At 60.6% G+C, this 19383-nt stretch carries 15 protein-coding genes; 5 read left to right on the top strand and 10 right to left on the bottom strand.

The window, feature by feature from the left end:
* The 3 genes from BSP239C_RS00940 to BSP239C_RS20645 all read right to left on the bottom strand — a co-directional run bounded on the left by BSP239C_RS00940 (nucleotide 1) and on the right by BSP239C_RS20645 (nucleotide 2971).
* A complete protein-coding gene (locus BSP239C_RS00940; protein ID WP_180958872.1) occupies nucleotides 1–1407 on the bottom strand; it encodes an MFS transporter in 1407 nt (468 codons plus the stop codon).
* Between the two features lie 253 nt (nucleotides 1408–1660).
* Complete coding sequence (locus BSP239C_RS00935; RefSeq protein ID WP_101569737.1) at nucleotides 1661–2257, bottom strand: TetR/AcrR family transcriptional regulator; 597 nt, start codon at nucleotides 2255–2257, stop codon at nucleotides 1661–1663.
* Between the two features lie 144 nt (nucleotides 2258–2401).
* On the bottom strand, nucleotides 2402–2971 hold the full coding sequence (locus tag BSP239C_RS20645; protein ID WP_180958871.1) for a TetR/AcrR family transcriptional regulator: 570 nt from the start codon (nucleotides 2969–2971) through the stop codon (nucleotides 2402–2404).
* Nucleotides 2972–3093: 122 nt separating this feature from the next.
* On the opposite strand from BSP239C_RS20645, the gene BSP239C_RS00925 reads away from it, so the two are divergent.
* Together BSP239C_RS00925 and BSP239C_RS00920 are read left to right on the top strand one after the other, a co-directional pair.
* Nucleotides 3094–4302 carry a hypothetical protein gene (locus tag BSP239C_RS00925; RefSeq protein ID WP_101569736.1) on the top strand — a complete coding sequence of 403 codons (1209 nt, stop codon included), beginning with the start codon at nucleotides 3094–3096 and terminating at the stop codon, nucleotides 4300–4302.
* A gap of 129 nt (nucleotides 4303–4431) precedes the next feature.
* Nucleotides 4432–5259 carry a hydrolase gene (locus BSP239C_RS00920; RefSeq protein ID WP_101569735.1) on the top strand — a complete coding sequence of 276 codons (828 nt, stop codon included), beginning with the start codon at nucleotides 4432–4434 and terminating at the stop codon, nucleotides 5257–5259.
* Between the two features lie 149 nt (nucleotides 5260–5408).
* Here BSP239C_RS00920 and BSP239C_RS00915 read toward each other — a convergent pair whose 3' ends face one another.
* From BSP239C_RS00915 to BSP239C_RS00890, 6 genes are all read right to left on the bottom strand, one after another.
* On the bottom strand, nucleotides 5409–6560 hold the full coding sequence (locus BSP239C_RS00915) for an acyl-CoA desaturase (protein WP_226830668.1): 1152 nt from the start codon (nucleotides 6558–6560) through the stop codon (nucleotides 5409–5411).
* A gap of 87 nt (nucleotides 6561–6647) precedes the next feature.
* Complete coding sequence (locus tag BSP239C_RS00910; RefSeq protein ID WP_101569733.1) at nucleotides 6648–7415, bottom strand: response regulator transcription factor; 768 nt, start codon at nucleotides 7413–7415, stop codon at nucleotides 6648–6650.
* Nucleotides 7412–8887 (bottom strand): sensor histidine kinase, encoded by a 1476-nt coding sequence (locus BSP239C_RS00905; protein WP_101569732.1) that lies wholly within the window; start codon nucleotides 8885–8887, stop codon nucleotides 7412–7414. Before BSP239C_RS00905 ends, BSP239C_RS00910 begins: the two co-directional genes overlap by 4 nt.
* A gap of 212 nt (nucleotides 8888–9099) precedes the next feature.
* Complete coding sequence (locus tag BSP239C_RS00900) at nucleotides 9100–11451, bottom strand: HNH endonuclease signature motif containing protein (protein WP_101569731.1); 2352 nt, start codon at nucleotides 11449–11451, stop codon at nucleotides 9100–9102.
* A gap of 231 nt (nucleotides 11452–11682) precedes the next feature.
* Nucleotides 11683–13053, bottom strand: a complete 1371-nt coding sequence (locus BSP239C_RS00895) for a cytosine permease (protein ID WP_257929988.1) — start codon at nucleotides 13051–13053, stop codon at nucleotides 11683–11685.
* Complete coding sequence (locus BSP239C_RS00890) at nucleotides 13050–13517, bottom strand: nuclear transport factor 2 family protein (protein ID WP_101569902.1); 468 nt, start codon at nucleotides 13515–13517, stop codon at nucleotides 13050–13052. Before BSP239C_RS00890 ends, BSP239C_RS00895 begins: the two co-directional genes overlap by 4 nt.
* A 359-nt stretch (nucleotides 13518–13876) precedes the next feature.
* Between BSP239C_RS00890 and BSP239C_RS00885 the strand changes: the two genes are divergently transcribed.
* From BSP239C_RS00885 to BSP239C_RS00875, 3 genes are all read left to right on the top strand, one after another.
* Nucleotides 13877–15190: an SLC13 family permease gene (locus BSP239C_RS00885; protein WP_101569730.1), complete on the top strand. Its 1314-nt coding sequence runs from the start codon at nucleotides 13877–13879 to the stop codon at nucleotides 15188–15190.
* Between the two features lie 78 nt (nucleotides 15191–15268).
* Nucleotides 15269–16387, top strand: coding sequence for a helix-turn-helix domain-containing protein (locus BSP239C_RS00880; protein ID WP_101569729.1), 1119 nt, complete (start codon nucleotides 15269–15271; stop codon nucleotides 16385–16387).
* A 131-nt stretch (nucleotides 16388–16518) separates the two neighbouring features.
* Nucleotides 16519–17814: an ArgE/DapE family deacylase gene (locus tag BSP239C_RS00875; RefSeq protein WP_101569728.1), complete on the top strand. Its 1296-nt coding sequence runs from the start codon at nucleotides 16519–16521 to the stop codon at nucleotides 17812–17814.
* Nucleotides 17815–17851: 37 nt separating this feature from the next.
* Here the strand turns inward: BSP239C_RS00875 and BSP239C_RS00870 are convergent, their stop codons facing one another.
* The gene (locus BSP239C_RS00870) at nucleotides 17852–19357 is read right to left on the bottom strand and encodes an acetyl-CoA hydrolase/transferase family protein (protein ID WP_101569727.1); all 1506 of its coding nucleotides are present in this window, start codon (nucleotides 19355–19357) and stop codon (nucleotides 17852–17854) included.
* Between the last annotated feature and the right edge of the window lie 26 nt (nucleotides 19358–19383).

Raw genomic sequence — 19383 nt, 5'->3', positions numbered from 1 at the left:
TCACACAGCGGTGCGATGTGATCGCATCATGGCGAGGAAGATTGGGCAGATTCCGGTGGCGACCGCGCAGATGACCCACACGGTGATGTAGCCGCCGATGCTGGATGCTCCGGCTTCCGGGATAAGGAAGAGACCCAATGTCGAGGCGAAGACTGCGCCCGCGATGGCGCCGCCCAGGGTCTTCACCGAGTTGTAGACGCCGGTGGCAATACCGGTCTCATCGTCTGGCGATGCCTCGGTGGTGGCTGCGGGCAGGCCGCCCAGCAGGAGGCCTCCGCCCAGACCCGACAGAGCGATGGACACCAGCACCACGGGGAACGCCAGGTGCCCGACGATGAGCATCACCTGTCCGACGGCGACGCTGATCGTACCGAGGATGAGGACACCTTTGAGCGTGATCTTCGCGGCGATGCTGGAATAGAGAATCGCACCCACTGCGGCCAGCAGCATGTTGAGGCCGGTGACGAGGGAGATCTGTCCGGCGCTGAAGCCGAACCCGTATCCGAGAGTATCCGGCTGGCCGGCGAGGAAAGTCGTGGTGATGCTCTGGGTTCCGAACAGCACGATGCCGAAGAGGAATGAGGTCAGGTAGACGGGCCAGAGGCGGTTGGAGAAGAGGACCCGGAGGTTGAGAGCTGGGGTCTTGGAACGCAGTTCCCACCAGACGAAGACCGCGATCAGCACGAGCGCGATCACAAGGACGGCGACGGCGAGACCGGGTTCCGCGCCGAGCATTCTGATTCCCGACAGAAGCGCCAGCATGAACACAGCGAGGAGGATGAACCCTGGCCAGTCGATGGCTCGTGAGGTCCGGACGGTGGATTCGGGAATCACTGTGAACACGAGAACGGCCGAAACGGCCACGATGACGACTGGCACGCTGAGACGGGCTGCCGGTGATTCCAGAAACGAGGAGAAGAATCCGGCGCACAGTGTTCCGGCCAGAGCACCGATGGTCAGCGAGGAGATGAGCATGCCGATGGCTCGGCGTGCGGTCTCGCCTTGGATCTGGTTATGGACGATCGCCAGTTCCAGTGGCAGCCAGACTGCCAGCGGTCCGGAGAGGATGCGGCCCACGAGGACGAGGGGGAAGCTGGGAGCAAACGCCACGAGCACGGTGCCCACAAGGACGGACACGATTCCGATCCGCAGCATTCGCCGGTGGCCGAAGATGTCGCCGAGTTTGGCCAGAATCGGCACGCAGACACCTGCGGCCAGCGTCTGCACGGTGATGAACCAGGCGATCGATGCATCGGTGACGCCGAGGTGGTCGCGGATATTGTTCAACAGAGGTACGTAGTAGCCCTGCAGGAAACCGCTGGAGAATTCGACGAAGACGAGGAAGCCAACGACCGCCAGCACACGTTTCTGTGACTTGTTCACCAGTGAAGTCGGAGGAGTGGACACACTGATTCCTTTCTTTCGGGTTCGACCGTCGACCACATGGCGGCAGTGCCATGCGGTCAGCGTGTCTTTGTTTTGGCAGATATGTATGCGTTTCGGCAAAGAGGTAGCGCGGATTGTGGCGCCAGTGATAGTGATGCGAATCGTAGTGCGAGGTGTGGTGCACAAATGGCGGCTCGATGACCGGGTTACGGATCACGAACCAGGTTCAACAAACAGGCTCGGGCAGAGGAGGGAACGTCAGCCCGTCAGGAAGTCAGTCCGGCGATGCGACCAGAGATCGGATCAGTCGTCGGTAGGAGTCCTTGAGTTCGACATCGCTGTGGACCCTGGCATCGGGCTTGAGCGACAGACGAAACAAGGTCAGACCGGCGATGGTGTCGATGATGAGATCCTGATCGAGGCTTTCACTCAACTGTCCACGAGCAACGGCACGATCCAGGATTTCGCGACCCATCTCGTGACGCTTCTTCATGTAGCGAGCCTCGATCAGTGGAATGACCTCAGCGTCGAACATCGCCAGGAGAGTACGGTTGTGTGTCGCTTTCTGCTGTCCCTCCTGTTTGAAGTTCCTGAGGTGCTGCCACGCATGCTCAACCAGGTCCTCAACGACGTCGCCTGTGTCCGGAGTTTCTCCGGGGTCGACTCCATCGAGGATTGCCGCCGCCGCGAGCTCGGCCTTAGTCGGCCAGCGGCGATAGATCGTAGTTTTGCCGCAGCCGACGGCCGCTGCGATCTTCTCAATTTTGAAATTGACGTAACCCACAGCATCGAGGGCCTCGCGCACTTCGTTGAGCACCCGTCCGGTCAGCTCGTCGTCGAGCGGTCGACCCCTTGGTGTGGCTTGCGTCATATCTGCATCTTGGCACACTCACAGTGACTTGTGCAACAGTACGTTCCGTTTCGTATATGCAGACAGACAGGCGCCGGAGTGGATCATTTCAGTCCTCGAGGTCAGTCCTCGAGGTCAGCCAGCAGGGCTTCGAACCAGCGAGTCTCAGTCCACGAGCTCGGTCAGGAGTGCTTCGATCGCGCTCGTGATCCGCCCTCGTGACTCATCCCCGAGGACCGTGGTCTGGACGATGGCTCCCTGCATCACAGCGAGGATCGCCGGGGCGATCTGGTGTGCCTTGGCCTCTGCCTCACCTTCAGCCAGCCCTGCGCCCCGCTGGTAGTACACGCTCAGGTATGCCGCGAAGCGTTCGATGAGATCGTTGTAGATTTCCGCGGCGATCTGAGCGAAGTCTGGGGAATGCGCTGCTTCTCCCCACACCTGCAGCAGCAGTGGGGCGAATGGGGTGTCGTGGAGGATCGTGTTCAGAAGCTGCGGGAAGACCTGTTGCGGTGGTGGAACCTCGCCTGCTGATCCGAAATCCTGAAGTTCGGCTGCGCGTTGCTCCATGATTCGCCTGCCGGCATCGAGCGTGAGCTCAGCTTTGGACGAATAGTAGACATAGACTGCCCCTGCGGAGAGATCCGCCTCCTTGATGATGTCGGCCATCGAAGCGCCGGCAAAGCCTTTGCGAAAGAAGCATGTAAGCGCGGCATCCTGAATTCGCGTGCGCATGGCTTCCCTGTGTTCGTCCGTGACCTTCGGCACCAATCCCCCAAAAACGAATGACCATTCTTGATATATCGTACCCGCAGGAGTAAAAAGAACGAGTATTCGTTTTCAATGATTGGACAGGCATGCAGACGAGAATCCTCAGCACCTCGGACGGCGCCGGGAAAGGCCACGACACCGAGAGCACGGCCAACAAGGCCGCCGCCGAAACCGATAAGGAAGCGGCCGCTGCCAATGAGAGGGCACCCAAGCCCAGCATCAAGCAGGCTCTGCTCGCCGCTGTCTTCGCTGCTGCCATCGTCACCATCATTCTGCTGGCGTTCAGCTGGCCGACGGTCACGTCTGAACCCAAAGATCTGCCGATTGCCGCCGTCGGCGATCAGGAGCAGATTGATCAGGTCGTGTCCAACGCGCCCGATGGCATGCTCGATCTCAAGAAGGTCGATTCTCGCGCCGAGGCGCAGCAGCTCATCCGAGAGCGTGAGGTCTACGGGGCATTCGTCTTAGGCGACGAACCCGAGATTCTCACTTCGACCGCGGCCTCCCCACCGGTGGCCCAGCAGCTCAATGGGATCGCCACCCAGATGCAGCAGAAGATCGACAAGCAGGCGATCTCCGGCATGCACGATGGAATGAAGAAGATGCAGAAGGCAATGGCTGCGTCTCAAGGTCCTGGCGGACCACAGGGAAACCCAGGTGATCAGGCACAGGCCCCAGCCGCCCCGGCGATGGAGGTACCTCAGGTCATGGTCACCGACGTCGTGCCGCTCAACGACAACGACTCCACCGGTGCTGGTCTCGCGATCGCCGGCCTGCCCCTGACCATCGGTGGAATTGTCGGCGGTGTGCTGACCAGCATGATCGTCCACTCCCGCCGCATGCGGGCCGTCGCGGTGGTGGCCTACGGCGCAATCGGCGGACTCGCACTGACTCTCGTCCTGCAGTCGTGGTTCGGCATTCTGCAGGGCAATTTCGGGCTCAACATGCTGGCGGCCGGCCTTGCTGTAGCGGCGACAGCGGCACTCATCAACGGCTTCGTCTCGCTGATAGGCCCCGGCGGCATTGCGATCGGCGCTGTGCTCACGATGTTCATCGGCAACCCGATCGCTTCTCTCCAGGCACCGAAGGAGTTCCTCGCAGGGGCTTGGGGCGACATCGGACAGTTCCTGGTCCCGGGCGCCTCGGGCACGCTGTTGCGCGACCTCTCCTACTTCCCGGACGCACCCATGGCGATGCAGTGGTGGGTGCTCATCGGATGGTTCGTCTTAGGCATCGTCCTCATTCTCGTCGGTCACCTCAAGGCTCATTCGAGGAAGCGCGTTGCCGTGAGCTGAGCTGCCTGATCTGCCAGAACTCCTCCAGCGGTGAGAAGCCGATGAAGGCAGGTCGCGCCACACCAATCATCGGGTACCTGGCCCCACCTGCACTCGAGGACTATCCTCGGGTGCAGGAGGTACACCCCGATGACAGCACTGACGAACGTGACAATCTGCCGTACGTGCGGTGTCGAGACGTGCACGCCTCCCCCGGACGTGTGTCCGATCTGTGCAGATGAGCGCCAGTGGCTGCCCTCGGCTGGTCAGGACTGGACGACGCGAGAAGAATTAGTATCCGAATACCACAGCGTCTCCATCGTCGAGCGAGAACCCGGTCTCTACGCTCTGCGCGTGGAACCGAAACTGGGCATCGGGCAGACGTGCTATCTGACGCAGTCCGAGCACGGCAATGTCCTCTTCGACGTCCCGCCATATATCGACGAAGACGTCATCGCCGCAGTAGCAGACCTCGGCGGCGTTCAGGCTATCGCAGCCAGCCACCCCCACATGTTCGGCCTGCAGCTCGAGTGGAGCGCAGCCTTCGACGATGCCCCGATCTTCGTCTGCCGTGCAGATGCCGACTGGGTCCAGCGTGAGGGCCCCAACATCTGGCTTTACTATCACGTCGCGGAACCCGTTCCCGGAGTCCGCCTGCAGCGCACGGGTGGCCACTTCCCAGGTAGTGCTGTGGCCCTGTGGACCGGCCAGGACGGCCGCGGTGTCATGCTCAGCGGAGACTCGATCGCACCGGTCGCCCGGTCGGGCTGGGTAACGTTCATGCGCAGCTTCCCCAACTATCTGCCGCTATCGGCACGAGCTGTCAGAGCCATCGCCGCTTCGGTGACCGACCTCGACTTCGATCGCATGTACGGCAACTTCGGACAGATGATCTCAACCGGAGCCAAAGAGGCAGTGGCAACCTCAGCCGAACGCTACGCCGAGTGGGTCTCAGGAGTTCACGACCACCTGACCTGACACGACCACCTGACCTGACCATCTGACCGGACCCGCGTACTTGAGTCTCATGTATGAGGCAGAAAACCCCCACCACCGAGGTGGGCAGTGGGGGTACGCCTGTAGGATCCGCTGGTCGGTTCGTTCGCTGTGACTGACCTAGCGTGGAATCAGCGTGAGCGGAACTGTGCTGTGACTGGGCAGTCGAAGGGGTCGGCCTGACCCAGTCCGGCCCGGTTGAGGTAGCGGACGATGATGCCGAATGATTCGAAGAGCGTCGTCTCTGTGTACTTGATGTCCTTCTGGGCGCAGTATTCGCGGACCATCGGCTGAACCTTGTGCAGGTTGACGCTGGGCATGCTGGGGAACAAGTGGTGTTCGATCTGATAGTTCAGTCCACCCATGAGGAAGCCCATCGGACGCCCTCCCGAGATATTGCGTGACATCAATGTCTGGCGGCGCAGGAAGTCGATCTTCACGTCCTTGGGAACGATCGGCTGCCCCTTGTGGTTGGGCGCAAACGAGCCGCCCATGTGCAGACCGAAGACCATGACCTGGACGATCGTGAACACAATGCCGATGAGGGGCCCGGCGGCCCAGATGGCGATGAGAGGGAAGCCGATGAGCCGGATTCCGATGAAGATGCCTTCGATCAAACGGCGCTTGATCGAAGACTGACCCACGATGATCGCCTTGACCGAGTTCACGTGCAGCTGCAGACCAGCCAGTGTGAGCAGAGGGAAGAAGAACCACCCTTGGTGCGCGGCGAGCCATTTCCGAAGTCCGGTGAGTCCGTGAGCGTCTTCAGGGTCGAAGATCAGGGCGCCCGGGGCGATGTCACCGTCGACGCCAGCCTTGTTCGGGTTGGCGTGGTGGAGTGCGTTGTGCTTCTTCAGCCACCAGCCATAGCTGAGGCCGATGAATAGGTTGCCGACGATCGTGGAGACCCACTCGCCGACCTTGCCATTGGTGAAGATCTGACGGTGTGCCGCGTCGTGGGCGACATATGCGGTCTGGGTGAAGAGGATTCCGAAGACGACTGCTGTGGCCATCTGCCACCAGCTTTCGCCGATTAGGAAGAGCATCGCGAATGCGACGACATAGGAGAGTCCCAAGAGGACGAAGCGCAGGGTGTTCCACCCGGGGCGACGTGCCAGCAGGCCGGCCTCTTTCACCTGGGCCATCAGCGCACTGAAGTCGCTGGTGAATTCCTGTTTGTCGGTGCCGCGGTTGGCGCGCCTTCGTTCGAGCACCTCGGCCCTTGACTCTTTCCCAAGGGTGGGTGTCGACAGCGACCTATTCACGACATCTACTGGTTCCATATTACTTACAGTACGAGGGCGACCATCGCTTTGGCGTCACCCCAGAGCACCGTATTTCACCCCCTACCCAGGTAGGGGGTTGTGTCATCAGACTTGCGCGCCGGGCACAACGAGTCCCGATTCGTAAGCGGCGATGACCGCTTGGGCGCGGTCTCGAGCGTCGAGTTTATAGAGAATCCGCGACATGTGGGTCTTCACGGTCTGTACGGCGATGAAGAGTGAGGCAGCGATTTCCGTATTGGTCTCACCGCGGGCCACCAACACCAGGATCTCCCGTTCGCGGTCGGTGAGATCCGGCAGTGCGGCCGCGTTTGATACCTGAGGTCCTGCGGCGAAGTGTTCGATGACGCGGCGGGTCACGCTCGGGGCCAACAACCCGTCGCCCGATGCCACCACCCGCACCGCCTCGGCGAGTTCACTGGGTGGAGCATCCTTGAGGAGGAAGCCGCTGGCACCGGCGCGGATCGCATCGAAGACATAGTCATCGATGTCGAAGGTCGTGAGCATGATGATGCGCGGAACATCGTCGTCGATGGTGCTTGTACCCATCGTGCTCAATGTCGACTTCGACCTTCGGGAATCGGCGGTCTGCGGCCCCACAGGCACCCGATCATTCTGTCGAGCGACCCGCCGGGTCCCGGAGGTGAGGATCTCCCGGGTGGCTTCGATGCCGTCGAGTTCTGGCATGCGCACATCCATGAGGACGATGTCGGGTTTCAGCTCGGCGACGAGGCTGACGCATTCGACGCCGTCCTGCGCCTGGCCCACGACTTCGATGTCGGGGTGAACGTCGAGCAGCGCGGCAAAGCCTGCTCGAACCATTGCATGATCATCAGCAATCACGATGCGAATCACGCGTTGCTCCTCTCGTCGCCCTGCGATTGAACTGATGCCTCGTCTATGCCGGTGCCCGTGCTGTCTGCACCTGTGTCTGAGGTGTCTGCACCTGTGTCTGAGGTGTCTGCACCTGCGTTTCTGCTGTCCGCACCCGCATTTGTGTGTGAGCCCGTCTTGTCTGAGCCCGTCTTATCTGAGTCAGTCTTAAGCGACGTGCCCTTTCCCGAGTCGTTTTTAGCTGAGTTATCTTTGCGCGAATCGGCCACAGCCAACGGCAGCACCGCTTCGACTTCGAAACCGCCATCGCGGTTCCAACCGGTTCGCAGCTCGCCTCCGACCGAGGCGGCGCGTTCTCGCATCCCGATCAGTCCCTGATGACGGTGGAGCTCGTTCTTCGTCACCTCCGAAGTGCCGTTCCCGGCAGTGTTGACGACGTTGATCCACAGTGCGGTGCCGCCGCTGTCGATCATGATGTGAATGTGGGAATCGGTGGCGTGACGGATGGCGTTGCTCAGCGCTTCCTGAACGATGCGGTACCCGGCAAGCCCGGTGCTGTCGCGCAAGCTGCGATCAAGCGGTCCCCCGCTGCGTTCCATAGTGACGTTGACACCGGCCTGCTGCGCCTTGTTCACCAGGCCTTCCACCTCAGAGAACTTCGGCTGCGGGGCAAGCTGTTGGCCCGCATCGTCATTGCGCAGCACGCCCAACAGTCCGCGCATCTCGGTGAGAGCATGGCGTGCAGACACGGAGATGTCCTCGAACTCCTTCACCACGTCCGAATCGATGCTGGGGTGGCGGAATGGTGCACTCGAAGCCTGGATGTTGATAATCGACATGCTGTGGGCGACGATATCGTGCAGTTCGCGGGCAATCCGCGTCTTCTCCTCGACCACGACACGCTTCGAATGCTCCTCGGCGGTGTTCTCCTGTTCCTGCAACAGCTGTGACCGGATCAGATGCCACTGCTGAACGATGACTGCGGCCACATAGAATCCACCCGCGATGCAGGAGAACACCACGATATTGACGATCGAGGAATCCGACCCGCTTTCGGGGTACTGAATATGGCCGAAGACGGCGGCCGCAGCAGAGATCGCGATGCTCGCCAGCAGCGCGGCCAACGCCACACCCCAATGGGCGCGGAGTCCGACGATGAGGATGATGAGGATCTGCGTGATCATCATCGGGACCATCCATGGCCAGGGAGCACCCGAAAGGTAAGGGCCGAGCAACGGCAGGACACCGCACGCGATGACCGAGAGGATCGCACCGAAGAGTGGGCGCAACATCGACAGCGGCATCGACCCCGCGTGGATCACGGTGACGATGAATGCCAGCGCAACGGGGGCTTCATGGACCCCGACCGCGATTGAGGACTCGACGGCGAGCATCACGATAGCAGTGAAGATCACCGCCACCCAGGCCAGCGCCTCAGGGTTGAATCTGCGGTCCGGTGGCAGGAATCTGTCGAACAGCTTACTGAGCAGCACGAATTCCGGTTCTCCTTCTGCGGCCGCGAGCCGACCCGATAGGTCGAATCACCTGGCACACTTTGTCAGTGCGACACTAGCAAACACGGCTATGCGTCCCGTGAGAGTTCCGAGCCGGTCCTATTTCTATTCGTCCAATGACACAGCAGAAGCCAGAGACCGCCGAGGTGGTCCCTGGCTTCTGCCAGCCAGTCAGTCCGAATCAGTGACGTTCAGAATGGTGGAGGGTCTTTCGCGAGGTCGTGTTCCCATTGCACGCGCGCAGCCTGCCACTCTCTGCTCATACGCATGTATTCGGCCTTCGAAGACCAGCCATCTAGTCTCTTCTTCGCCCTGGAGCTTGGGTAACCTCTGCGACGGCCCCGCGGAAGTCGCTTCATAGTTACAGAGTTCGACCCCGGTGGCAGGCAGGGTTGGAATGCTGCATTGTCCCAATCCAACATGCGATCGACCATCAGTTGTCGGCGTCTGACCTTCGTCAGATCATAGTCCTTCTGCAAACGTCGGCGGTGGTCGGCACGTTCTTGTTCACGCTGCCTCGCATCCTCACGTTTTCGAATCGTGGTCTCCCCGGGCATGAGCTCCAAAATATACGGCGGCGGAGGAACCATTTCCGTTGGGAGCCACCACTTTTTCAAACCGATCTCAGTCAGTGCATAGAACTCGAGGGCTTGAGCTGCGTCGACGGGCTGATCGGGTGCCGCAACTGTTGCCGTCACGCCGTGAGAGAACTCGTATTCGACCAGGCCAGATTGCGGCATCCGCACCGAGTAGCTTCGGGCAGTCTTCACCGCATGGTGTTTTTTGCACAGTGGATGCAAGTTGCTGAAGCGAGTGAGTCCGCCCTGGTCGGGATGGTCATGGTCGAACGGAATAATGTGATCGATCTCTGACTTCTCTGCCCTTCGGTTGCACCCAGGTACCGTGCAGATCGCCCACTTGGCGACGAGTGTTTTCCGAACATCGCTTGGAATCCTGTAGGTGGTGGCTTTTGCGTCGATTGGTGTGCCTGTGGCTGGATCGGTCAGTATTCTCGTCAGCGTTTTCGAACGGGCCCCAATGCGTCGTGCGGTCTCCGCCGGCACTGGCGAACCATCGGCCATTGTTCCAGGCAGTTCCGATACACCGGTCAGCGTCAGATACGGAACCGTGACCACGACTGCGGCTTGATTCGCCATCCACCACTGGTCGGTGGGCATGCCGACGGTAATGTCATATTCTGTGACTTCTTCTTGCCGAGGCAAACCCGGGGCGAAGGCTCTTCCACTCGCAGGTGGTGTTGCCGCGTCTTTGACACAGTCAGTTAGCCCGCTAACTCCTTGGCCGTCGTAGTCAAACAACGGACTCCCGCTGTCGTCAAGAAGTGATGATTCGGAAGTGCCCTGAATGCCCGTCACCGGGTCGATCCGTTTCACCTTGATGCTGAGTTTCGGCTGTGGGCGGGTGACAATGTCGAACATGAGGTTGCTGATGGTGCGCTCGTCGATGACTTCGACACCAGGTGCCAGGTTGAAAGTGTTGGCCTGTCCTGCATGGATCGCTCGTGCCATGGCTTGGATGCGCTGAAAGCTGGCATGAACCTCAGCTGCAGGGCCCGTTATCGACATGCATGCGGTTCCATCCTTGAAAGTGTCGACATCTACTCGGCGACGACGCGCGACTGTTTCGGCACGGTCTTCTGCTGGTTCGAGGAGCTGGATCTTCTTGCGCAGTGCGGTGCGGAAGTACTCGCTCGTCACATCGGCCCTCCTGACTGCGAGATGCTCATCCAACCTGGGCAGAAACCGCATGGCAACCGTTTGGCATAGATCGGCGGCCGCATCCACGTGAGCTTGGGTGAATTCGCCGTTGCTGACGCGGTCGGCGAATCGTGGGAGTCCGTGAATGACCGTCATGGCCGCGGTCAGGCGACGGTAGGTGCGCGGCGTGGAAGTTCCGAAGACCGCGGAGATCTCGACAATGTCCTCGGTGAACACATTGTCGTGAACCCACCTGGAGAAATCGGTGTCAGGTTTGAAGCCGGGAAAGTCTGGAGATTCGACGATTTCGGGCTCAGGTTCAACCTCGGGTGATCGGACACTCCGCGCAAATTCGGCGTCGTAGTGCATCACCGTCGTCGGTGTGTCGCCGACCATCACGAGATCAGTACAGCCTCGGTAGCTTTCGAATTCGTCCGGCGGTGCCGAAGTCCACGCAAGATCGCTCACGGTCGTTCGCCGATCGGCATCCCGAACGTGCTCTTCGTTGGAGGACTTTTTGCAGCGATCGACCGAACCGGCGATCGTGGTGAACGTGTACGGGGCGTCCCCCGCAGGAACGTCGGTGCCGTAGTGCTGAATGACCTGTTCGAGAATGACTCCAGAGCTGACCTTATAAACCTTCAGCTGAGCTTGGTCGTACTCTGCAGATGCACTCCCGAGATCGGTGACGCTGGATTCGTATCGAACGCTGTAGCGAGGAGACACGCTGTCGTCTTTACCCGTGCCGACGTCTGCGCCAGCGGGGTCGGCCTTTCCGTTGCCTTCGCGATGCTTCTCATTGTGGGTTGCGGATGTGTTTTTCATTGTGTGTCACCTGCCTCGTACGTCATCGTCGGGAGGAGTGAGTAGAACATTGAGTGAGTCAACTGCTAATTATATTCTATGTTATTCGATTGTTAATTGTATATAGCTTTTCAAAGAAAACTTCTGATTCACTCTATGACGCTTTAATCACGCGCAGCTCAGTTCGTTTATTCATGCTCTCAGACGGCACTGACACGCGATCCTTCACACGGCGGCTGGGGCCCGGACAACTCACTTACGGAATTCGGACAGATGCCCGCCGGCAACCTCGGCGAATCGGTGGCGCGAACGCCAGGAGAGCCCCAGATACAACAGGAACGAGGCGAGGAACGATGGAATAGTCGCCCCAATCGGACTCAGGAAAGCATAGGTGAACAGGTAGGACACAAGCGCACCAATAACCCACACAGCAACGGCGGCCCAGTTGACGCCACGTGTATAAGCGTAGATTCCGCCGGCGTCACTCAAGATGTCTCTCGTATAGGTCCGGCGCTTGATGATGTAGTAATCGACGATGAGGATCGCGAACACGGGAACGAAGAAGGCCCCGATCATTGTGAGGAAGTCCGTGTACTGGTCGAGCAGGGCCAGCCAGGTCGACCCGAGAATCGAGACGATCCCGAGCACCAATGCCACTGGCAGGAACTTCAGCTTCGTCCGCCGCTGCGCGCCGACGACTGAGTTGACCATCCCATAGACAACCATCGTGTTCGTCGCCATCACGGACAGGAAGATGACGATCGCCAACGCCCACCCGAATTCCGCGGCCAGCGCAGTCGGGTCGAAGGGAGCCGCGCCTGCGCCGTCGAGGAGGATATAGCTGAAGGCGGTGAGACCGAGGACCATAGCAAGCACCGTGGAGGCGATATAGCCGAGGCCGGAACCGATGATCCCTGACTTCTGACTCTTGGCCAGGCGGTTGAGGTCACCAGAGAGCACAGTCCACGAGATCGCAGTCGAGATGACGATGTCGAGAGCGAGCACCGGGGTGAATTCCAGACTGGGATCGGCCTGAACCGCAGTGTATTCGCTCGGTGAGTGCCCGCTGAAGGCGATGACGAAGACATAGGCCATGACCGCCAGGATAAGGAGCGCGAACCAAGGTTCGGCCTTCTCAATGCCCTCATGCCCGAGGATGGCAAGCCCGACGACCAGAGCCTGGCACAGAACGGAGAAGAGGATCGGGTTGGAGAATCCGGTCGTCTGCGCGACGACGAAGTTGACGCTGATGCCGGCGAGCATGGCTTGGACCCAGCTCCAGCCCATGAGGATGACGACGTTGGCTGCGACGGGCAGATAGCTGCCATTGGGGCCGAATGCTCCCCTGGTGATCGCCATGGTGGCCAGCCCGGTGCGGGTGCCGATGTTCCCGATCAGAGTGAGCACGATTGTGCCGATGATTGTGCCTGCGATGATGACGATGACGGCGGTGACGTAGTCGATGCCCGGGACGAAGAGTGTGCCGGTGAGCATGGTTGTCACGACGAGGTTGGCGGCCAACCAGATCATGAACATTCGTCTGGTGCCCAAGTGCCCGCGGATGACTCCGGAATCGTCGCTTCCGGATTCCAAGCGCGACTCGAGGCTGCGGTACCAGTTCACTGGGCGACCACCTCGGCGACGTTGGGTTCTGCATCAGCAGACTCATCGGCAGGCACAGCGTCGGGGACGGTCGACAGGTGTTCGTGTATCGCCAGGAGATTTCCGTCGCCGAGGTGGCGGAAGATGATGCTCTCACGTTCCCGATACGATTCTGCGCCCTCCCTCGTCGTCACCGTCGTATCGACGGTATGAGAGAAGACCGCTCCGCCCGGGAAGGTCTGCACGAGCCTGGCTGAGGAGACGCAGTCGGCTACTGACCATCCGTCGGCTATCCATGAGTCCCAGGTCTCCTCGTACTCCGCACGTGAGTCCAAGCGGTTGTCCTCGGGGTGGAAGATGAATGTGGCGTCTGGGGCAAATGCTGCGAAGTAGGCCTTCGCATCGGTCGTCGCAAAGGCGGCGACGATGGCGTCGGCGGCGCGAAGCACCTCGGCGTGGCTGGGTTCATTCACATCGTTGGGCATGACGATCGTCAACTTTCTTTGTCGCAGGTTCTCGCAGGTTCTCGCGGGCGGTCGCAGGTTCTCACAGCCAGCCGCAGGCAGAGCTGATGGGCCGAGTGAAACTCTAGTGATTTGGTGACCCAGCACACTGTACGCAGTGGAGTGATTTTGGAATTGACCATCCACTGCGGACAGCGCCACCGACCACCCGCAGCGGCGCACTCCACGCCCAAGCCACTGCCTGCATCGCGAGATAGCGCTGTCAGCAATTGAGATTTCGCTTAGGTTGAAGAGCGTGTGACGTGCGGCTGCATCCGCAGCTCCCGCCGCAACCGTGCGTCGATGATCGTCATAGTGAAGATGAAGGAGACACTGCTTCCATGAGTGCGGAACTGATCTGCGTGATCGTCCTCGGCCTGATGTTCGTCATCGGCACTTGGCGTGACATCAACATGGGCTTGCTGGGCTTCGTCGCAGCGGCAGGAGTCGGCGGTCTCGTCCTCCACCAGGCCCCAGAGGAGTTCCTCGCCGGCTTCCCCGTCGACCTCTTCCTCACGCTTGTGGGTCTGACCTATCTGTTCGGCTTCGCCCAGAACAACGGGGTCATTGAGGTCATCGTCAACTGGTGCGTCAAGCTCGTCGGCGGTCGGACTGCGCTCATGCCGTGGATCTTCTTCGCGCTCACCGCGATCCTCATCTCCCTGGGTGCGCTCTTCGCCGTCGCCATCATCGCGCCGCTGGCGTTGTCATTCGCACGCAAGCATCGGATCAACCAGTTCATGGTCGGTCTCCTCGTCGTCCACGGCGCGCTGGCGGGGGCCTTCTCCCCCATCAGCGTCTACGGCATCTTCATCAACGACTACCTCGCCAGGAACGGCCTGGCTCCGACTCCAGTGTCACTGTTCTTCGCGCCGCTGATCTTCAACGTGGTCTTCGCTCTCGTCGTCTACGTTGTCCTCCGTCGTCGACCCGGATTGCGCGCCGAGGTAGACGACGCCCCGTCCGCCAGAAATGCGAGTTCCGATATCGAGAGTTCTGAAACAGGAAGTTCGGGGACCGGAAACTCCGCCGTCGCAACAAGCACCATAAGGTTGACGCTGAGCCAGGTTCCGACCCTGATCGGACTCATCGCCATGGCACTGTCCGTACTGATCTTCGGCTGGGACGTCGGGATCGTGACGATTACGATCGCCGTCGTCCTCACCTTCATCAACCCAGCCGCGGGTAAGGCTGCGATGACGAAAGTGTCATGGTCAGTCGTCATTCTCATCACTGGTGTCCTCACCTATATCGCTGTGCTCCAGGAAGCAGGCACAGTTGAGTGGGTTTCCACGGGGATCTCGGCGATCGGAATTCCTCTGCTGGCTGCCCTCCTGCTCTTCTACATGTCGGGCCTCATCTCTGCGCTGGCCTCATCGCTGGCGATCATCGGCGTCGTGATCGCCTTGGCCGTGCCATTCCTCGAATCGGGGGACGTGCATGTGGGCGGTTTCGTCGCAGCTTTGGCGATTGCGGCAACCATCGTCGACATCAGCCCCTTCTCGACCAACGGAGCAATGCTGCTGGCCAATGTTCACTCGACGATCCGTGATCGCTACTACAAGCAGATGATCGGCTACGCGGGCCTCATGTGCCTGATCGGTCCCGGACTGGCCTGGGTGGTGGCCGCTGTGCCGACAATGCTGATGAAATGAGAAGTCTCTCTCGAGCGTGTCCGTCTTGCCAGCCTCCTCATCCCACCTCGCTGACGCCCCACGGTGCAACAATGCAGTATGACCGATCCGCTTTGGCATGAGCTCCTCGAGCGAGTGCGACAAGACACTCCGCAGCTTCTCGAGGACTTCTTTGGCGAACTCACTGAACATGAGGGCTACACCCACGGTCGCGTGCCCAAGTCCGACCTCAACGGAACCGCTGAGCAGGTCTTCGACCTCTTCCTCCGTCGGCTCTCGGCTGCGGAACACGTAGCCGAAGATTCGGCACTTCCGGATGCTTTGGGACGACGACGAGCCCGGCAAGGTCTGCGAGTCGACCACTTCACAGAGGCTGTGCGCATCAATTTTCGGGTCCTGTGGCGAGCACTCCATCGGGCAGCGCAGCCAGATCTCACCAGTGTGCTCATGGACAATGGAGAACGCGTCCTCGATGTGGTGGAACGCTATGCGACCGAGGTGCAGCGGTCGTTCCTCAACGAGACAGAGGAGATGGCACGCTCGCGCAGGACCGCCCGCGAACGTGCCCTGACGAAACTGTTCTCCGGCTATGCCGACGAGAACGAGATAACTGCCATCGCCACAGTGCTTGGGATGAGGCACACCGGTGAATTCGAACTCATTGCAGTGCCCACCAAAGTCGTGACCGATGAGTTGGGGCAGAGATTCTCGACGCTCGAAGTGCACTCCTACGGAGACGAACAGATGACCTATCTGTTCCGTCACCGGCGCAAGCTGATCACCTTAGTCGATGAACTACCCGGTCTACCAGGCGGTTACATAGCAAAGATCGACGGAATAGGTCAGGTGCCGCGCGCAGCGGCACTGGCCAAACACCTCGGCGAGCTTCACCCGGGCAGGTCTGCGGTCAATGTGAGGGAAGGATTCGCCGCCATTGCACGTACCGCAGTTCAATCGCGCATCAGCGGCTTCGAGCATGAACTGCTCGGTGACTTTGCGACCCCGGCCGGTGAGAAGCGCACTGAGAGACTGAGCCGTCTGGCCACAACCATCGCCGCATACCTGGAACACGGCTCCGTTCAAGAAGCAGCCGACTCGCTCTTTGTCCATAGGAACACTGTGTTCAAACGTCTGCAGTCCTTCCACGACATCACCGGTTTGGACGTGACCATCCCCCGGGATGCAGCGATCGCCCTGATCCTGACGCAGGACGACTGATCGGCCGAGGGGTTGAAATGCACACCGAGGTGCTCGAAGTCGAGACATCCATCCACTGCCTATTGGCCTGCACTCCCCTAATCTCGAAACAGCGCCCGAAACCAAAACGAGCTGCGCTCGAAGGAGAACCCATGATCACCAACGACGCCAAGCAACGAATCCTTGCAGCGGTCGATTCCGCGTTCGATGACCAGCTGACGGCCACCGCCGAACTGGTGAGCTCCCCCTCACGTCGTGAGCATGAGGAACCTGCGCAGGATCTCATCGAAACCCACCTTAAGCACCTGGGCCTCGATATCGACCGGTGGGTCATCGACTCGCCCGAGCTGGAGGCCCACCCTGGCTTCGGCCCCTCCACCGTCGACTACACGGGGATGACCGATATCGTCGGCACCTATACGCCTGCCCGAGACAGCGGAAAGTCCCTGATCCTCAACGGCCACATCGATGTCGTGCCGCAGGGACCGGAGGACAAATGGTCGCGCTCACCCTGGGACGCCGAGGTGCGAGATGGATGGATGTATGGCCGCGGTGCCGGTGACATGAAGGCCGGACTGATCGCCAATCTGTTCGCATTCGACGCGGTCCGCCGGGCCGGATTCGACCTCACCGGTCGGGTCCACCTGCAATCCGTCGTCGAGGAGGAATGCACCGGAAACGGGTCCTTGGCCGCCTGGCTGCGCGGCTACACCGCAGACGCGGTCATCATCTCGGAACCGGAGGAAGATGCCCTGGTCAGAGCCAACGTCGGCGTCCTGTGGTTCACGGTCCGGGTCAGCGGCAATCCCACGCACCCACGCGAGATGGCCAACGGCTTCAACGCCATCGATGCCGCCTTCGAAGTGATGCAGGCTCTGCGCGTCCTCGAACAGACATGGAACGATAGGAAAAGCGAGCACCCGTACTTCGAAGACCTCGACCACCCGATCAACTTCAATTTCGGTGAGATCCGCGGGGGCGACTGGCCATCAAGCGTGCCGGCCTGGTGTGAACTCCAGGTCCGCGTCGCCACCTACCCGGGTACGAGAGCCGACGACGCCTGGGCCGAGGTCGAGAAGTGCGTGAGAGATGCTGGAGCCGGACGGTCGACGGTCGTCGGTTCCCCATCACGCCCGACCTTCGACACGGTGCTGACACCGAACGGCTTCTACGCCGACGGCTATGTCCTCGAACCCGGCAGCGCCGCCGAAGAGCTGCTTGAACGCACCCACCGAGAGGCGTTCGGTGCGGAGCTCACGAGCTTCACCACTCCTGGCTATCTCGATGGTCGCGTCTTCGTCAACTACGGCGATATGCCGACTCTGGTCTACGGCCCTGTCTCGGAGAACATCCACGGCTTCGACGAACGAGTGAGCATCGAATCAGTGCGTAGATGCACGAAATCCATGGCGCTCTTCATCGCCGAATGGTGCGGCATCGACGAATAGTTCGGCACATTGGATCTGCAACCCTCACAGGCAGGCTTCACATGCTCCCGTTGGCCTGGAAGTTCCCGTGCCAGGACAAAGCCTCGCCCAGCAGGTGCGGGGTATGACGTCCGTTCGGGTTCTCTGCGATCGCCCGATCCAGATAGTCGCCGAGGCGGTCGCGGTAACTCGGGTGCGCACAGTTGGCGATGATCTTGCGTGCTCGCGCGACCGGGGACAGACCGCGCAGATCGGCCAGCCCCTGCTCGGTGACGAGGATCTGGGTGTCGTGTTCGGTGTGGTCGATATGGCTGGAGAAGGGCACGATGGAGGAGATCGCTCCGTCCTTGGCCATCGAGTTCGACACGAAGAAGTTGAGGTAGGCGTTGCGAGCGAAGTCGCCGGACCCGCCGATGCCGTTGATGATGGATGAGCCCATCACGTGGGTGGAGTTCACATTGCCGTAGATGTCGGCCTCGACCATCCCATTGATCGCAATGACGCCGAGGCGGCGGATGGCTTCCGGATGATTCGACATCTCCTGTGTGCGCATGAGGATGCGCCCCTTGTAGGACTCGATGTTCTCGTTGAAGTCGGCGGCGCGCTCGGCCGAGAGTGAGAAGGCCGTCGCCGAGACAGAGGCGAGCTTGCCGTTGTCGATGAGGTCGAGCATCCCGTCCTGGATGACCTCCGTGTAGGCGGTCAGGCCTTCGAATTCGCTGTCGGCCAGATTGCCCATGACGGCATTGGCGACGTTGCCGACACCCGACTGCAGCGGCAGCAGCTCGGGAGGCAGCCTGTCGGCTTGGATCTCATGGCGCAGGAAGTCCACGAGGTGGGAGGCAATGGCTTTCGAGTCCTCGTCGGCGGGTTTGAACGGCAGATTCCTGTCTGGCGCCTTGGTCTCGACGATGGCAACTACTTTGGAAGGATCGACACGCAGGTAGGGGTCGCCGATGCGCTGCATGGGTTCCAGGAGCTGGATGGGCAGACGCTCGGGTGGCCGGCGAGTGCCGTAGTAGACGTCGTGGAATCCCTCGTAGGCGCGTGGGTGCCAGGAGTTGACCTCGAGGATGACCTTGTCGGCCAGGTCGAGCCAGGTCTTCGAATTGCCCACTGAGCTGCCGGGGACCAGCAGACCATTGGGCAGAATCGCTGCGACTTCGACAACAGCGACATCGAGGTTGCCATAGAAGCCGAACCAGGCCTGCTGGGCGGAGTGACTGAGGTGGGTATCAACGTACTCGGTGTCGCCCGCGTTGATGGACTTCCGCATTGCCGGGTCCGACTGGAAGGGCAGTCGCTTACTCACAGCTCCCGCCTCGGCGAGGATACCGTCGAGTTCCGGTGCGGTCGAGGCACCGGTCCACAGCTCGATGCCGAAGTCACGACCCTGATCATGCTCGGTGCGAGCCTGCGCGGCGATGGCACCGGGCACAGCCTTCGGATACCCCGAACCGGTGAACCCGCTCATGGCGACGCGATCGCCGTGGCCGATGTGAACAGCCGCTGCATCCGCGGTGACGACCTTCGAACTCAGGGCTGAGCAGGTAATTCTCGACATTCACATGAGTTTATCCGATGCCGTTT

The organism is Brevibacterium sp. 239c, from assembly GCF_900169365.1.
In the GTDB taxonomy this organism is placed as follows: domain Bacteria; phylum Actinomycetota; class Actinomycetes; order Actinomycetales; family Brevibacteriaceae; genus Brevibacterium.
This window is presented reverse-complemented; position numbering and strand designations above follow the sequence as displayed.

Excerpts from the sequence above, each read along its gene's own strand:
- BSP239C_RS00890 (WP_101569902.1), bottom strand. The coding sequence starts at position 13,517 with ATGCCCAACGATGTGAATGAACCCAGCCACGCCGAGGTGCTTCGCGCC.
- BSP239C_RS20645 (WP_180958871.1), bottom strand. The coding sequence starts at position 2,971 with ATGCGCACGCGAATTCAGGATGCCGCGCTTACATGCTTCTTTCGCAAA.
- BSP239C_RS00925 (WP_101569736.1), top strand. The coding sequence starts at position 3,094 with ATGCAGACGAGAATCCTCAGCACCTCGGACGGCGCCGGGAAAGGCCAC.
- BSP239C_RS00935 (WP_101569737.1), bottom strand. The coding sequence starts at position 2,257 with ATGACGCAAGCCACACCAAGGGGTCGACCGCTCGACGACGAGCTGACC.
- BSP239C_RS00880 (WP_101569729.1), top strand. The coding sequence starts at position 15,269 with ATGACCGATCCGCTTTGGCATGAGCTCCTCGAGCGAGTGCGACAAGAC.
- BSP239C_RS00885 (WP_101569730.1), top strand. The coding sequence starts at position 13,877 with ATGAGTGCGGAACTGATCTGCGTGATCGTCCTCGGCCTGATGTTCGTC.
- BSP239C_RS00915 (WP_226830668.1), bottom strand. The coding sequence starts at position 6,560 with ATGGAACCAGTAGATGTCGTGAATAGGTCGCTGTCGACACCCACCCTT.
- BSP239C_RS00900 (WP_101569731.1), bottom strand. The coding sequence starts at position 11,451 with ATGAAAAACACATCCGCAACCCACAATGAGAAGCATCGCGAAGGCAAC.
- BSP239C_RS00870 (WP_101569727.1), bottom strand. The coding sequence starts at position 19,357 with ATGTCGAGAATTACCTGCTCAGCCCTGAGTTCGAAGGTCGTCACCGCG.
- BSP239C_RS00875 (WP_101569728.1), top strand. The coding sequence starts at position 16,519 with ATGATCACCAACGACGCCAAGCAACGAATCCTTGCAGCGGTCGATTCC.
- BSP239C_RS00920 (WP_101569735.1), top strand. The coding sequence starts at position 4,432 with ATGACAGCACTGACGAACGTGACAATCTGCCGTACGTGCGGTGTCGAG.